We start from the raw sequence: 13680 nt of genomic DNA on the forward strand, positions 1-13680 counted from the left end.
ACCCCCTGCCCCCCACCGCTCGCACGCTCGCGGCGGGACCCTGCAGGCGGGCCAGTTCAGGCCTGGCCGACCTCGAAGCGGGCGAACCGCTCGACGGTCATGCCGGCCTCGTCGACGATCTGCTTCACCGTGCGCTTGGGCTCGGTGATCGACGGCTGCTCGAGCAGGACGAAGTCCTTGTAGAAGGCGTTGACGCGACCCTCGACGATCTTGGCGATCGCCTGCTCGGGCTTGCCCTCCTCCTTCGCGGTCTGCTCGGCGACGCGACGCTCGGTCTCGACCGCCTCGGCCGGGACCTCCTCGCGGGTGAGGAAGCGCGGACGTGCGGCGGCGATGTGCATCGCCAGACTGCGCGCGGCCTCCTCGCTGCCGCCGGTGTACTGCACGGCGACACCGATGGCCGGGGGCAGGTCGGTCGCCCGCTTGTGCAGGTAGGTCGCGGTGGTGCCCTCGAAGGCGGCGAACCGGCTGAGCACGAGCTTCTCGCCGATGCGGGCGGACTCGGACTCGACCAGCGCGGCGACGGTCTGGCCGTCGACGTCGGCGGCCAGCAGCGCGTCGACGTCGGCCGGCTTCTGCGCGAGGACGACGTCGAGCAGGCGCTCGGCGAGCGTCACGAAGTCGGCGTTCTTGGCGACGAAGTCGGTCTCGCAGTCGAGCTCCAGCAGCGCGCCGTCCTTGCTGACGACGACACCGTTGGTCGTGGAGCGCTCGAGGCGCTTGCCCACATCCTTGGCGCCCTTGACGCGCAGGAACTCGACGGCCTTGTCGTAGTCGCCGTCGGCCTCGGTGAGCGCCTTCTTGCAGTCCATCATGCCGGCGCCGGTGGCGTCGCGGAGACGCTTGACGTCGGCTGCAGTGAACTCAGCCATGTCACTTCCTCTGTGGTCTGTCGGTGGTGCTGGCGTGCGGTGCGGACATGCGGGTGCGCCGCACCTCCCGGCCACGGGAGATGCGGCGCGCTCCGATCAGACCGCGGGACGGTCCTTGCCACCGGTGGTGGCGGGCACGCCCTCGACCGGGGCGACCTCGCCCGCGGTGACCGTGGGCGGCTCGGCCGGGGTCTCCGGCAGCGGGGTGGCGGTGGCATCGGCAGCCGGCGCGGCGGGGGCGTCCCCACCGGTCAGGAGCTCGCGCTCCCAGTCGGCCAGCGGCTCGTCGCCACCGATGACGGGCTCGGCGGCGTCGCCACGGCCGGCGTCGGCCTGAGCGGCCGAGCGGGCCATCAGGCCCTCGGCGACGGCGTCGGCGATGACCCGGGTCAGCACCGTGATGCTGCGGATCGCGTCGTCGTTGCCCGGGATCTTGTAGTCGACCTCGTCGGGGTCGCAGTTGGTGTCGAGGATCGCCACCACCGGGATGTTCAGCTTGCGGGCCTCGCCGACGGCGATGTGCTCCTTCTTGGTGTCCACGATCCAGATGGCGCTGGGCACCTTCTGCATGTCGCGGATACCGCCGAGGCTGCGCTCGAGCTTGGCCTTCTCGCGGCTGAGGACCAGCTGCTCCTTCTTGGAGAGGCTGACCAGGGCGCCGGTCTGCTCGAGGTCCTCGAGCTCCTTGAGGCGCTGGAGGCGCTTGTGCACGGTCTGGAAGTTGGTGAGCATGCCGCCCAGCCAGCGCTGGTTGACATAGGGCATGCCCACGCGCGTGGCCTGCTCGGCGACGACTTCCTGCGCCTGACGCTTGGTGCCGACGAACAGGATCGAACCGCCGTGCGCGACCGTCTGCTTGACGAACTCGTAGGCGTTGTCGATGTACCCCAGCGTCTGCTGCAGGTCGATGATGTAGATGCCGTTGCGCTCGGTGAAGATGAATCGCTTCATCTTCGGGTTCCAGCGGCGGGTCTGGTGCCCGAAGTGGACGCCGCTGTCGAGCAGCTGCTTCATGCTGACGACTGCCATTGCAGCCTCTCTCGTGTGCGCGCGGCCACCGGCCGCGCTTCTCGGTTCGTCGCGGGCACCGGGTGGTGCACCGCCCTGGCGTCCGACGGCGCCACACCCCCGGCGGTTGCCCGTCGGGACCGAGGTGGCGACTGCCCCGCCTGATCCGGCGGGAGGAGGACGCGCGAAGTCGACCCATCGGAACGGGCCGCACCGGACAGCATACGCCAGGCCGGGCGGCGGCTTTCCCCCGCGGTCGAGGCCGTCCACAGATCCGCCCACCCGGCTCCACCGGCACCCGCGCGAGCCGACTCTGCCCGCATGCGTGCCCGACTCCTGGCCCTGCTGCTCCTCGCCGTGACCGTCGCGTTCGCACCAGCGCCGGCCATTGCGGAAGCTCCTCCCGCCCCGACGCCGTCGACCGCCCACTGGACTGCGCCGATGGCCGGCGGCCTCACGGTGACCCGCGCCTTCGAGCAGCTCCCCCACCGGTTCGCGGCAGGGCATCGCGGGACGGACCTGCAGGGCATGCCCTGGAGCCCGGTGCTCTCCGCTGGGGACGGGATCGTCGTGTTCGCGGGCATGGTCGCGGGCCGGCCCGTGGTGAGCATCGACCATCCCGGCGGCCTGCGGACGACGTACGAGCCGGTGGACCCCTCCGTGGCCGCCGGGCAGACCGTGGCACGCGGCTCTCCCATCGGCACGCTGCAGGCCGGCCATCCGGGGTGCCCGGTCCAGGCCTGCCTGCACTGGGGGCTGCGGCGGGACGAGACCTACCTGGACCCGCTGCTGCTCCTGCGCCCGCCCCGGGTCCGACTGCTCCCGGCGCGATGATCGGACGTGTTGCGGATGGTTGCCACGCATCGCTCGCGGAGGTCGTCGGCGACCCCGGCGGAGTCGGCGTCCTGTAGGTCGGTCAGGGCCGCTCGGGCCGCTTCAGGACGACATCGCGGATGCATTCCGCCCTCGCGTAAGCCAGGTGCCTTCCGCGTCAGTGTTCGGCCCGCCAGACCCTCGCTCTGCCGAGCATCTGCTGGATCACCTCTGACTTGGCGTCCGCATAGTGATTCATGTCGGGCCACGGCCTCTGGGCCAGGTCGCGCTTCACAGCCGCGTACCGACTCCGGTCGGCCGGGTCCACTCGCAGCCAGTCCCTCAGGTCCACGTAGTCCGTCACGGCCTGGGCGTCGGGCTCGTGGACATGGACGTGCACGTCCTTGCCGGGCGTGCGCAGCATCCGATGACCTGGCTCACGGACCCGCAAGGCAAAGCCGGCGCCTTCCAGCGCGCTGGCGTATGACGACTCGTCCTCGACGTCCGACACGACAACGAGCACGTCGATGATCGGCTTGGCGGCAAGCCCCGGCACGGCGGTGCTCCCGATGTGCTCGACTGCGAGAGCAGTCTCCCCCAGGGCCGCGTGGATACGAGCCTTCACCGCAGCGAACCGTGCCGGCCAGGCCGGCTCGTAGTTCGACACGACCACCCTTACGGGCTCCCGGCCACCGATCAGGACGGAGTCGAGACAGTGATCACGTTCGGTGCCCATGGCTCGACGACCGCGTCCCGGCACACCGTCACGCGATGTCGGCGAGCTTGGTGCGCAGGTGCAGGACGGCCTTGGTGTGCAGCTGGCAGATGCGGCTCTCGGTCACCCCGAGCACCCGGCCGATGTCGGCCAGGGTGAGCCCCTCGAAGTAGTAGAGGCTCACGACCACCTTCTCCCGTTCCGGCAGCTGCTCGACGGCACGGGCGAGCAGCTGGCGCGCCTCGCCGTGCTCGGCCATGGCCTGCGGGTCGAGCGCGCTCGAGTCCTGCAGGGTGTCGCCCAGTCGCGGCGAGGCGCCGCCGTCGTCGTCGGTGAGCAGCTCGTCGAGGGCCACGACGTTGACCAGGGACAGCTGGCCGAGGAACTTGCGGATCTCCTCGACGTCCATGCCCATCTCGTCCGCGACCTCTTCGTCGGTCGGGCTGCGGTGGAGCCTGGCCTCGAGGTCGGCGACGGTGCGCTCGAACTGGCGGGCCTTCATGCGGACCGAGCGCGGGATCCAGTCGGTGTTGCGCAGCTCGTCGATGATCGCACCGCGGATGCGGGCCATCGCATAGCTCTCGAACTTCACCTCGCGGGTGGGCTCGAAGCGGGTGATCGCGTCGATCAGGCCGAAGGTGCCGTACGAGACCAGATCGGCCTGCTCGACGTGGGCCGGCAGACCGCTGCCCACGCGGCCGGCGACGTACTTGACCAGCGGCGCGTAGTGGAGGATCAGCCGGTCCCGCAGTCCGGGGTCACGGTCGGCGACGTAGTCGGCCCACAACTGCGCCAGGAGTGCGTCGGCGTCCGCACGGGACTCCTCGTCGTACTCGTCCAGCCGGTCGATCGTGGCCTCAGGCACGCTCGCGCTCCTCGGTGCTGATGGTCGGTCCCGCCCTGTGGTCCTGCCCCGTGACTGCTGCGGCTGGTCGTCCCGGCACGCAGCCACCCTCTCAGGCGCGCGGATGCGCTTGCGCATGGACCGCACGGAGCCGCTCGACCGTCACGTGCGTGTAGATCTGAGTCGTCGCGAGGCTAGCGTGGCCGAGCAACTCCTGGACGGAGCGCAGGTCCGCGCCGCCCTCCAGCACGTGGGTGGCTGCGGAGTGCCGCAGCCCGTGCGGTCCGATGTCGGGGGCCCCCGGCGTGCCGGCGACGGCGGCGTGCACGGTCCGCCGGGCCTCCCGCGCGTCCAGCCGTCGTCCCCGGGCACCCAGCAGGAGGGCCGGGCCGGAGTCCGGCGTGGCCAGCGCGGGCCGGCCGCGGGTCAGCCAGGCATCGAGCGCGCGGTCCGCGGGGACGCCGTAGGGGACGCTGCGCTCCTTGCGCCCCTTGCCGAGCACCCGGAGCAACCGCCGGCCGCGGTCCACGTCGTCGACGTCGAGGCCGACGAGTTCGCTCACCCGGATGCCGCTGGCATAGAGCAGCTCCAGCACCACGGCGTCGCGGAGGCCCACCGGTTCCTCGGCGCCGGCGGCGGCCTCGACCAGCGCGCGCGCCTGGTCGGGGGCGAGCACTCCCGGCAGGACGCGGTGCGCCTTGGGGCTGACCAGCCGCTGGCCGACGTCTTCCGGGCTGAGCCCGGCGCGGCGCAGGTACGCGGTGAAGGACCGCGCCGACGCGGCGTGCCGCGCGATGGTCGCCCGGCTGTGTCCCTTGGTCCGGCCCTGGGCCAGCCAGCTGCGCAGCGCGGCGAGGTCCAGGTCGTGCACCTGCCCGCCGCCCCGCCGCGCCAGGTGGTCGAGCAGGCCGACCGCATCGCTGACGTATCCGCGCACGGTGTGGTCCGACAGATCCCGCTGGGTGCGCAGGTGCTCCTCGTACCCGTCGAGGGCAGCGGCCAGCGGCGACGGCAGCGCCGCACGCACGTCTGCTGTCCCCGCGGTCACCCCGGAACCGTCCGACGGCGTTTCCCGACCGTCAAGCCGCCGCGCCGGGGCCTCCGGGCCGCCGGGGAGGTGGATGGAGCCGCCAGCCGGTGCCGGTCCACTCGACGAGGTCGGCCAGCTCGAGCGCGGGAAGGACCCGCAGCACCTCCAGGACGTCGCAGCCGGCGATCGCGGCCAGCCGTTCAGGAGTCACCCCGCTGCGCACGGGGCAGGCGTCCAGCACCCGTGCCGCGAGGTCGCTGAGCCCGTCCCGCGGCCCGGACGGCCGCTCCGGCAGGTCGGCCAGATCCGTGCCGATCCCACCCACCGCCTCGATGATGTGGTCGGCCGACGCGACCAACGTCGCGCCCGCCTGCTCGTCGCGCAGCAGCTCGTGGCAACCCACCGACATGGCGCTGGTGATCGGGCCCGGCACGACCAGGACCCCGCGGCCCAGCCGACGGGCCCGCTGAGCAGTCGCCTGCGCCCCCGAGCGCGCCGCGGCCTCGACGACGACGGTGCCCCGGGTGAGTGCGGCGATCAGCCGGTTGCGAACGAGGAAGCGGTGCCGCAGCGGCGCACAGCCCGGTGGCCACTCGCTGACCAGCAGCCCCGTCTCGGCGATCCGGTGGAAGAGCGCGCCGTGGGCGGCGGGATAGGGCCGGTCGACCCCGCAGGCCAGCACCGCCAGCGTCGGCGCCCCGGCTGCCAGCGCTCCGCGGTGGGCGGCGGCGTCGATCCCGAAGGCCCCTCCCGAGACCACCGTCCAGCCCCGCTCCCCCAGCTGGTGGCCCAGTTCCGCGGCCACGTGCTCGCCGTAGGCCGTGGACGCCCGTGACCCCACGATCGCCACCGACCGGTCGACCAGCTCGTCGAGCCGTTGGGCGCCCAGCACCCACAGCCCCATCGGCGGGACGGGGGCCTTCGTGCGGTCCGACTGATCCCTGCGGTTCCCGGGCTCGGCACTCACCGCGACGGTCAGGGCATGGAGCGGCAGCGCCGGCCACTCGTCGTCCTCCGGGATCACCAGCCGGGCTCCGCAGCGCTCGGCCCGCGCCAGGTCGGCCAGGGTGGCGTCCTGTTCGGCGCGCGCCCCGACCAGGGACCGGACCCGCTCGGGCGCCCGGCCGGAGCGCAACCGGCGCACCGCCTCGACGGGGCCGACGTCCTCCACGTAGCGCCAGAGGTCGATCGTGCCCGGCTCCACCGCGCGGCTCAGCCAGGCCCGCGCGCGCCGCAGACCGGGGTGGACCGGCAGGCCGGTCGCCGGCCCGCCGGCCGCCTCCTCGAGATCCTCGTCGAGGCTCATGCCGCCGTCCTCTGCAGGCGCATGCCGAGCGCCTCGGCGACCTCGTCGCTGCCGGGCACCGAGTGCCCGGCCAGGTCTGCCAGCGTCCAGGCCACGCGCATGACGCGGTCGAATCCCCGGACCGACAGCGCCCCGCGCTCCAACGCCCGCTCCACCAGCCCCAGGGCAGAGCGCGGCACCGCCCACCGCTCGCGCAGCAGCCGCCCGGGAACCTGGCTGTTGACCGTGAGCCCGGTGCCCGCCAGCCGCTCCCCCGCCGCGGCGCGCGCCACGGCCACCCGACGGGCCACCTCCGCGGTCGTCTCGGGTGGCCCCAGGCCGTCGAGCCACGCGGCGCGCGTCACCGGTGGGAGGTCCACCCGGAGGTCGATGCGGTCCAGCAGTGGCCCCGACAACCGCGATCGGTACCGGCGCCGCTCGAGCGAGCTGCACGTGCACGCGGTGTCGCCGGCGGCGCTGGCGCACGGGCACGGATTGGCGGCAAGCACGAGCTGCGCCCGGCACGGGAAGGTCGCCGAACCGGCCGCGCGATGGATGGTCACCTGTCCGCGCTCCAGCGGTTGGCGCAGCGTGTCGAGCACCGCGCGCGGGAACTCGGGAGCCTCGTCCAAGAAGAGCACCCCGCGGTGGGCCCGGCACACCGCGCCCGGCCGGATCTGACCGGAGCCGCCACCGATCAGCGCGGCCATGGTGGCCGAGTGATGGGGAGCCTCGAACGTCGGCCGGGTGACCAGTGGCGCCCCTGAGGGCAGCGTGCCCGCGACGGAGTGGATGGCGGTCACCTCCAGCGCCGCCTGCTCGTCCAGGGGCGGGAGGAGACCGGGTAGCCGCTCGGCGAGCATCGTCTTGCCTGCCCCCGGCGGGCCGGCCAGGAAGAGGTGGTGCCCTCCCGCGGCCGCCACCTCGACGGCCCGGCGCCCCGCGGCCTGGCCGACGACGTCCCCGAGGTCGGGAGGTGGCGCCGGCTCGGGCAGTGGGCCCCGGACGTGCCGGGTCAGCGGCTCGCGTCCGGCCAGGTGGGCGAGGACCTGGCCGAGAGTGCGCGCCGGGAGAACGTCGACGCTGTCGACCAGCGCGGCCTCCTCGGCGTTGGCCGTCGGCACGACGACCTGCCGATGTCCGGCGCGGGTAGCCGCCAACACCGCCGGCAACACCCCGCGGATGCCCCGCACCGATCCGTCGAGCCCGAGCTCGCCCAGGAGCACCAGCTGGTCGATCGACTGCTGGGGTACCGCGCCCGAGGCCGCGAGCACCGCCGCGGCGAGCGCGAGGTCAAAGCAACGGTCAGGACACGTCTAGAGCTGACCAGCCGAGCTGCTTGCCTCGGTGACTTCCCGGGAGCCGCGGCGCCCAGCGACGCTCATACGCTCGAACCAGGACACCGACGCGTCGGTGGGAAACCAGCGCGGCAGCGCACAGGGCCACTGCTGGAGGATCAGCCGGGGCTCAGCGATGCCGAAGGAGCCCGAAGGCGTCGCGGCAGGCGCTGCTCCAGCTCCGGCCGGCTACGACCGAGGGGTTTCCCTCGGGTGCCGCTCCTTCACCGGCGCAGGGATAGCCGGTAGAGCAGTGTCTGGCGCCGGTGTGGCGGTATCGCAATCGTCAACGGGAGCCGCCGCGTCGACCAACTGCTCGGCGACTTCGTCGACGTTGACCCAGACTTTCGGATCGGTCCAGTAGCCGGAGTGTCGGCCGGGGGCAGGTTCGGGCTGGCCGTAGACGTACCAGCAGGTGATCGGGTCCGGAAGCTCCTGATCCGCGGCGGCGGTGCCTATCTCCCGGCCGATGTAGTCGGTCTGGTAGTAGAGATTGCGCCACGCACGAATGCCGGTCCCAGATGCGGTGGCGGGCCGCAACCGGCTGAGCACAGTGCTGTTGAAGTAGGCGGGGAACGCCCAGCTGTAGAGGGTGCGCAGCGGCGAGCCGAAGGTGACCAGAGCCACCCTGTTCAGCAACGCTGCCTGTTGCGCTGCCGCCTGCGGCGCCGATCCCTTCTTTGGTGTCGTCTCGTCCGACACCGCCACGTCGGACCACTGACCGGGCTGTGGGGACGGCGGGGCCAGCTGTTGCAGGAGAGCGGCCGCGGCGAGGACTGTGCCCTGGCTGTGCGCGACCATCACGATCGAGCCGTCGCTGTCGTACACGCGCCACAGACGCCGCCGCAGCTCGGGCACGGCCCGTTCGGCGTAGGAGGGTGGGGCGAGCGGGTGGTAGGCGCGCGGCCAGAACGTGAGGACGTCCCAGAGAATCCCGATGCGGCGTCGGGCGGACAGATCACGCCACCCGCGGCGCAGCAGCACGATCAACACGACCGGCAGCCACGCGGCGATCCAGCTCCCTGCTGTGATCATCCACGGCTCGTTCCACGGCTCCTCGTGCTGAACCCAGACGCGGAACTGCACCCAGCCGAGCAGCACGAGCGCGACCGCGGCGGCGGCACTGAGCACCAGGTCCGTCTCGCGGGGGATACGAGCGGCCCGGCGGGCGCGTGCCACCCGGCCCGCCCACCGCTTCACGACCCTCTCCGCGGAGGGCTCCGCGCCGGCAGCGGCGTTCGTGGCAGGGGCGGCGGTGTACTGCCACGCCGTCTCCGTGTCCGGGCGGGGGAAGGCCTCGCGGTCCTGGTAGTGCCTTCGGATGTCCCTGGCGGCCTGCCGGCGGCCGGCCACCCACCAGGTGGTCCCCTCGATGGCCGCGACCAGCACCACGAACGCGAGGGGCCCGATGGTCAGGTACGACGTGAGGTCACTGACCACCGGAAAGAGGTAGAGCGTGGGGGTCTTCGGCGCGCCGCTGGGAGTCGCGGTGGACACCTCGCCCAACCAGTCGGCGAGCCGGATCATGACACCCAACATGACCGCGTTGAGCGCGAGCACGGCCACGATGAGCGCGGCCAACGGGCCGACCCAGCGGAACGTGGCCTCCTTCGGGCGCGGGTCGGCTCTGCGGTCGTGCCGAGCCGACGCGATCAGCGCCAGCACCGACACGACCAGCACCAGCACCACGGGGGCGAGGATGCCGACGAAGGCGACGTTGATCGTGTTGCGCATGCCGGGCAGCGGACCGACCGCCTGGGGGCCGGGGACCAGCGGTTGCGCCCAGGCGAACCCCGCCGCGGCGACACAGCCGACGAGCGCCAAGAGGGGCAGCAGCCAGAACCACAGCTTGCCGAAGGAGTTGCGGGCGGCGCAGACAAGGGCGGCGGCTATCGCGAGGCCTGCCGCAAGCCAGGCCACCTGGCGGGTGTTCCACGGGTTGGCGCTGTCCGTCCCGGCCGCGTGCAAAGTGGTCTGAACGGTGTGGACCATGGCGAGCGCGACAAACGCCAGGCCCGCGGCCAGGTGCGCCACGCCGAGATTCGCGGCGCTGCGCTGGCCGTCCCAGAAGGTGGGCTCCGTCAGGCCGACGTTCGCCGAGGCAGCACTGGACGAGAGCTGGTCAGGCTCACGCTGGCCCCGAAATGGCGGGCGGACCCGCTCATAGCGGCCGATCGAGCGTCCGGTCAACAGCGCCAGGATAGCGATGGCCGCGAGTGGCAGAAGTGCACCGAGAAGGATCCGCCGGGCCGGAAACTCGGCCAACGGCGAGGCGCGTAGCAGCCGCAGCGCCCACGTGTTCCCGGCACAGGCCGGCTGGCCGCCACACTGGTAGGCGATCAGGTCCATCGAGGTCATCGCGGTGAACAGCACCAGGTTCACTGTCAGGCCGAGCGCGGCCCACCGCACCGCCGCCCGATGCCACCGAAACCATTGCGGCCACCGGTGGGTCCACTGACTGCACATCCAGCCAGCCATGTTGGCCAAGGCGAACGGGAAAAGCAGCACCCACAGTGCCCGCGATCCGCTGCGCGAGGTCAGCCCGCCCCAGGAGTACGCCTCCACGTGGCGGCGCCGCCGCTGGCAGGTCCTGGGCAGGTCGGCGGTGCGGTAGAAGCCGGCGATGCGATCGCCGGACACCTGCTGCGGTGCGAGGTCTCCCAGCAAGTCCTCCGGAGTTGCCCCGCCCACTCCATGCACCCGGAGCTCGGTCACTCCGCTCAGCGGCACCCCGGGCTCCACCAGGCCCGAGGGCCGGTCCACCGGTCCGGTGTTGAAGCGCTGTACAGGCACGTCGACCCCGCAGGACAGCTAGAGGCATTCGCCCGTGCCACGGTAACGGCGGGGATCTGCACCGCCGTACGTTCAGTGCGCGAGCGGACTGCGGACAGCCGGGCGGTCCAGTGAACCGGAGCGTGGGCGGGACGGTGCCGCGCGGACATGTCATGCGCTGACGATGAGGGTGATGGACAGGTCGGCCCGCTATCTGCGCTAGGCAGATAGCGGGGGTCGTCTGCCCGGTCTGGGTGCCGCCGGGGGCGACGTGGCCGAGCACGGCGCGGGCAGCCTCGCGACCACATGAGCTCATCGGTCCATCGTCGTCACCGGGAGGACAACAGTTGGCCGATGTGTCCCGGGGCTCGTCGGTCTCCGGCACGTCGGCGCGCGGAGACGGCGCGCAGACATCGACCGCGCTCCGCGCCGTCGGCCTTCCTACGGTCCGGCGGACACGCCCGACGCGGATCGTCAGCCGGTCACCACGACGGCGTGTCTCAGGGGCGTCAGGGGTACGAGTAGACCTTCTCCCGCCGTGTCGCCGGGATCCGGCGGCAGCGGTCGCTGGTCCCCTCGACCTGCCGGTGCCACCGCTCATGCCGGGCCAGGCGATCGACCATCGCGCTGCACCGCGCACACTCGGTCAGCTCCGCGATACTCGCCATCCCCCGGACTTCAGGTCTCGCGTGGTCACCGGGGGGGCTGACCTCCCGACTCTCGTCCGGCAACGCCCCGCCCAGGATCCCGTCACGCTCGTCCGCGGCTCGGGCAGCCGCGTAAGGGATTTGGGGCGGCTCAGACCCGCTGGCGCGCTGCGGACTCCTCGGAGCGCTGCTTGAGGCCGGCAGCCTCCCTCTGCAGGTAGCGCCGGGCGAGGCCCCCGCAGAGCAGCCCCACCACCGACCCGAGGACACCCCCTGATCAATCCGGAGCGTCGCCTGCGACCCGTCGGCCCGTCGGCCCGTCCGACGACGCGGTGGAAGGCGCGGGTCCGCACCCCCGGGCTGTCGGCGGTCCAGGTGAACTGCTCCCCCGCCACCAGGTCGGCGACGGTCCACACCGTCGCCGGCAGCCGGGGCTGCTGGAGGCGCACACGGGAGCCCACCTGCAGGCGCGCGGAGCTCAACCGGCGCACCGAGGTGACCGACGCCGTCCACTCCGGCCAGGACTCCACGTCGGAGATGACCGCCCACACCACCTCCGGCGCGGCGCTGATATCCACCGTGAAGTCCGTATGCACGGCCACCTCCAGGCGCGGCCCGCCGCACCGGGACGAGAACCGGCCCTCGCCCTTCCCACCGCGGGTGCAGGGGAGGAAGTCTCCGGCTCGCCGGCCGGTGAGGGAAGGCCGAGAACTAAGGCGACGGACACGGCGACTCCCTGCAGAATCCGCGGCGTCCAGAACGGCGACCGGAGCCCAGGTTCAGTGAGGCCGCGAGCACCGCGGGCGGCCAACGCGAGGCCAAAGTGATGATCAGGACACGTCTAGAACTGGCTGGCCCCACCGCCACAGGAACGTTTCGTGCCCGCGCGCATCTCGCCCTGCCAGCGAGGCCGCAGCCTCACAGACAGAGGAGTCAACCGAACTGGGGGCAGTCCCACTTGATGTCGAAGACGTCAAATGGCTTGTAGAGGCGATGGATGACGTCGGCAGGCAAGTTGGGAAGGCGCTGTTCCTTGAGGATCACGCAGCGCTTCCGCCGGCCGAGCATGTAGCCCAGCTCTAGCCCGGGGCTTTCACGCCGCGTGATCGGTTGAGGCTGATCGGGAACGCGAAAGGTGCTCCTGACCTGCGAGGATCTGGGTTGTCTAGGTCCTGATCAACGCGGAGCCGGGAGCACCTTTCTGGTGAAGAAGACCACTGGGCTCTACCCGCCTCTGGTCGTCGACGAGCACGGCGCGAGCGTGGTGCCGAACGCCGGCGCGGTACTGCTGCTGCGTAACGCGGAGACGGTTGGTCTGATCTTGGCCCTGACCCAAGCGCTGGGGCCGTGGCAGCGGCCGTTGGCTCGGCATCGACCGGGCAAGGTGCTGCTGAACCTGGCCGTCGCCTTGGCGATCGGGGGGACTGCCTGGCCGACATCGGCCAGTTGCGCGCCGCACCGGAGCTGTTCGGCCCCGGTGGCGTCGGACCCGACGGTGTCCCGGCTGGTCGACACCCTCGCTGGTGATGCGACCGAGGCGCTGGCCGCGATCGGCGCCGCCCGTGCCGTCGCCCGCGGGAAGGCGTGGGCGCTGGCCGGCGCGCACGCCCCAGATCACGACAGTGGCGCGGCCGCACCGCTGGTGATCGACGTGGACGCCACCCTGGGAAACCGCGCACTCGGAGAAGGAAGAGGCCGCGCCGACGTTCAAGCGCGGGTTCGGACACCATCCGCTGTGGGCGTTCGTCGATCACGGGGCCGAGGGCACCGGTGAGCCGCCGGCGTTCCTGCTGCGCGCGGGCAACACCGTGGCCGACCACAAGGCGGTCATCCGCGCCGCGCTCGCCCAGCTGCCCGGTTATGACGGCGCTCGGCGGCCGGGGAAGAACGTGCTGGTCCGGGTGGACGGGGCCGGCGGCACCCACGGCCTGATCGAGTGGCTCACCCGCCGCCGGCTGTCCTACTCGGTCGGATTCTCGCTCCCTGCGACCTGGCCTCGATCCAGAAGACCCTTGCCGGCATTCCGGCGGGGGCCTGGTCGCCGGCCTACGACGCCGACGGCCAGGTCCGCCCCGGTGCCTGGGTCGCCGAGGTCACCGGCCTGTTCGACCCCTCCGGGTGGCCGCCGGGCATGCGGCTGATCGTCCGCAAGGAGCGGCCGCACCCGGGCGCGCAGCTGCGGATCACCGACCTCGACGGCATGCGGATCACCGCGTTCGTCACCAACACCACCCGGGGCCAGCTGGCCGACCTCGAGCTGCAGCACCGCCGCCGCGCCCGCGCCGAGGACCGCATCCGCTGCGCCAAGGACACCGGGCTTTCCAACCTGCCGCTGCACGACTTCGCGCAGAACCAGA

At 72.4% G+C, this 13680-nt stretch carries 11 protein-coding genes and 2 pseudogenes; 4 read left to right on the top strand and 9 right to left on the bottom strand.

All coding sequences use genetic code 11. The features are described 5' to 3' along the window. Positions 1 to 56: 56 nt before the first annotated feature. A complete protein-coding gene (gene tsf / locus CHB94_RS21115; protein ID WP_089338525.1) occupies positions 57 to 872 on the bottom strand; it encodes a translation elongation factor Ts in 816 nt (271 codons plus the stop codon). A 96-nt stretch (positions 873 to 968) separates the two neighbouring features. After that, positions 969 to 1901, bottom strand: a complete 933-nt coding sequence (gene rpsB / locus CHB94_RS21120; protein ID WP_089338526.1) for a 30S ribosomal protein S2 — start codon at positions 1899 to 1901, stop codon at positions 969 to 971. Between the two features lie 300 nt (positions 1902 to 2201). On the opposite strand from rpsB, the gene CHB94_RS21125 reads away from it, so the two are divergent. Then, on the top strand, positions 2202 to 2714 hold the full coding sequence (locus CHB94_RS21125; protein WP_089338527.1) for a M23 family metallopeptidase: 513 nt from the start codon (positions 2202 to 2204) through the stop codon (positions 2712 to 2714). Between the two features lie 157 nt (positions 2715 to 2871). On the opposite strand, the gene CHB94_RS21130 is transcribed toward CHB94_RS21125, so the two are convergent. From CHB94_RS21130 to CHB94_RS26830, 7 genes and pseudogenes are all read right to left on the bottom strand, one after another. Continuing rightward, on the bottom strand, positions 2872 to 3429 hold the full coding sequence (locus CHB94_RS21130; protein ID WP_089338528.1) for a GrpB family protein: 558 nt from the start codon (positions 3427 to 3429) through the stop codon (positions 2872 to 2874). Positions 3430 to 3457: 28 nt separating this feature from the next. Beyond that, positions 3458 to 4273 carry an RNA polymerase sigma factor WhiG gene (gene whiG / locus CHB94_RS21135; RefSeq protein WP_089338529.1) on the bottom strand — a complete coding sequence of 272 codons (816 nt, stop codon included), beginning with the start codon at positions 4271 to 4273 and terminating at the stop codon, positions 3458 to 3460. Positions 4274 to 4364: 91 nt separating this feature from the next. Continuing rightward, positions 4365 to 5300: a tyrosine recombinase XerC gene (locus CHB94_RS21140; protein WP_089338530.1), complete on the bottom strand. Its 936-nt coding sequence runs from the start codon at positions 5298 to 5300 to the stop codon at positions 4365 to 4367. A 31-nt stretch (positions 5301 to 5331) separates the two neighbouring features. Next, on the bottom strand, positions 5332 to 6588 hold the full coding sequence (gene dprA, locus CHB94_RS21145) for a DNA-processing protein DprA (RefSeq protein WP_089338531.1): 1257 nt from the start codon (positions 6586 to 6588) through the stop codon (positions 5332 to 5334). After that, a pseudogene (locus tag CHB94_RS21150) lies at positions 6585 to 7856 on the bottom strand (YifB family Mg chelatase-like AAA ATPase); the annotation flags it as partial. The pseudogene CHB94_RS21150 and the gene dprA, both read right to left, overlap by 4 nt. Before the next feature lie 237 nt (positions 7857 to 8093). Continuing rightward, complete coding sequence (locus tag CHB94_RS21155; protein WP_141137591.1) at positions 8094 to 10697, bottom strand: hypothetical protein; 2604 nt, start codon at positions 10695 to 10697, stop codon at positions 8094 to 8096. Between the two features lie 625 nt (positions 10698 to 11322). Next, positions 11323 to 11925 (bottom strand): SRPBCC family protein, encoded by a 603-nt coding sequence (locus tag CHB94_RS26830; protein WP_368073874.1) that lies wholly within the window; start codon positions 11923 to 11925, stop codon positions 11323 to 11325. A gap of 602 nt (positions 11926 to 12527) precedes the next feature. Here CHB94_RS26830 and CHB94_RS26390 point away from each other — a divergent pair. The 3 genes and pseudogenes from CHB94_RS26390 to CHB94_RS26400 form a co-directional block, all read left to right on the top strand. Continuing rightward, positions 12528 to 13097: a transposase gene (locus tag CHB94_RS26390; RefSeq protein ID WP_254920825.1), complete on the top strand. Its 570-nt coding sequence runs from the start codon at positions 12528 to 12530 to the stop codon at positions 13095 to 13097. Continuing rightward, positions 13054 to 13242 (top strand): annotated as a pseudogene (locus CHB94_RS26395) (IS1380 family transposase); the annotation flags it as partial. The gene CHB94_RS26390 and the pseudogene CHB94_RS26395, both read left to right, overlap by 44 nt. A 17-nt stretch (positions 13243 to 13259) precedes the next feature. Further along, positions 13260 to 13680, top strand: a 421-nt coding sequence (locus CHB94_RS26400) for a transposase (protein WP_254920826.1), incomplete at its 3' end; no start/stop codon positions are given.

The sequence above is a fragment of the Blastococcus mobilis genome (genome assembly GCF_900188025.1).
GTDB lineage: Bacteria > Actinomycetota > Actinomycetes > Mycobacteriales > Geodermatophilaceae > Blastococcus_B > Blastococcus_B mobilis.